Here is a 1311-nt window from a genome sequence, read left to right as displayed (position 1 = left end):
TGGCCTTGGCATCGATGGTCTTGTCGATGGCGATGGCCTGGCCGGCGTTGGCACCGACCTGGAACAGCTGGCTGGAGAACGAACCGTCCAGCAGCTTGGTGCCGTTGAAGTCCGACTGCTTGGCGACGCGGTCGATTTCCGAGACCAGCTGGGTCACTTCGGCCTGCAGGGCCTTGCGGTCGCTGGCCGAGTTGGTGGCGTTGGCGGCCTGCACCGACAGCTCGCGGACGCGCTGCAGGTTGTTGCCGATTTCGGTCAGCGAGCCTTCGGCGACCTGGGCCAGCGAGATGCCGTCGTTGGCATTGCGGATGGCGACGTCGGTACCGCGGATCTGCGTGCCGAAGCGCTCGGAGATCGCCAGGCCGGCGGCGTCGTCCTTGGCGCTGTTGATGCGCGAACCGGAGGACAGGCGCTGGATGGTGGTGGCCAGCGAGCTGCCGCTGGTGCTCAGGTTGCGCTGAGCATTCAGGGACATGGTGTTGGTGTTGATGACTTGTGCCATGGTGCATTTCCTTTGGCGAAGGTGGAACGTGTTTCAGGATCCGGGCGCGGCGTCATGCAGCGCCCGGAGGTCGATCAGTAAGCGGATCAGCGCAGCAGGCTGAGCACGCCCTGCGGCACCTGGTTGGCCTGGGCCAGCATGGCCGTACCGGCCTGCTGCAGGATCTGGGTGCGGGTCAGTTCTGCGGTTTCCTTGGCGAAGTCGGTGTCCTTGATGCGGCTACGCGAAGCCGACAGGTTCTCCGACGAGGTCTGCAGGTTGGCCACCACCGAGGTGAAGCGGTTCTGCACGGCGCCCAGGTCGGCACGAGTGCTGTTGATCGCACCCAGGGCCTTGTCGACGATTTCCATCGCCTGCTGGGCGCCCTTCACGGTGCTGACGTCCAGGTTGCTGGCGTACTTCGCGGCCGGCGCTGCAGCAGCAGTGGTGGCGGTGAAGGTCGGTGCGGTAGCGCCGGTCCAGGTGCCCACCGATGCGGTGATGGCCTTGAACGAACCATCGGCGTTGACGCTGTCCTTGACCGAGGTCAGGGTGACGCCAGCGGTGCCGTTCACTTCGGCGTAGACACCGGTCTCACCGATCTTGGCGTTGATGGCAGTCACCAGCGCCTCGCGGGAGGCCTTGCCGGTGGCAGCGGCGTCGGCACCCTGCTTGACATCGACGTCGGCGATGGTCACGCCATTGATCTGCAGGCCAGTGACCTTGAGGTCGGCGTTGGTGCCCGGGTCGGCCAGGGCCAGCGAGTTGGTGTCGAACTTGGCGCCGCCCAGGGCGTTGGCCTTGGCATCGATGGTCTTGTCGATGGCGAT

At 65.7% G+C, this 1311-nt stretch carries 1 protein-coding gene and 1 pseudogene; both read right to left on the bottom strand.

What is annotated here, in order from left to right; translation table 11 throughout:
- A pseudogene (locus HMPREF3114_RS19005) lies at positions 1 to 502 on the bottom strand (flagellin); the annotation flags it as partial.
- Between the two features lie 86 nt (positions 503 to 588).
- The coding region (locus HMPREF3114_RS19000) for a flagellin (protein ID WP_256337663.1) at positions 589 to 1311 on the bottom strand (723 nt) is incomplete at its 5' end.

This window comes from Stenotrophomonas sp. HMSC10F07 (assembly GCF_001807895.1).
GTDB classification, from domain to species: domain Bacteria; phylum Pseudomonadota; class Gammaproteobacteria; order Xanthomonadales; family Xanthomonadaceae; genus Stenotrophomonas; species Stenotrophomonas sepilia.
This window is presented reverse-complemented; position numbering and strand designations above follow the sequence as displayed.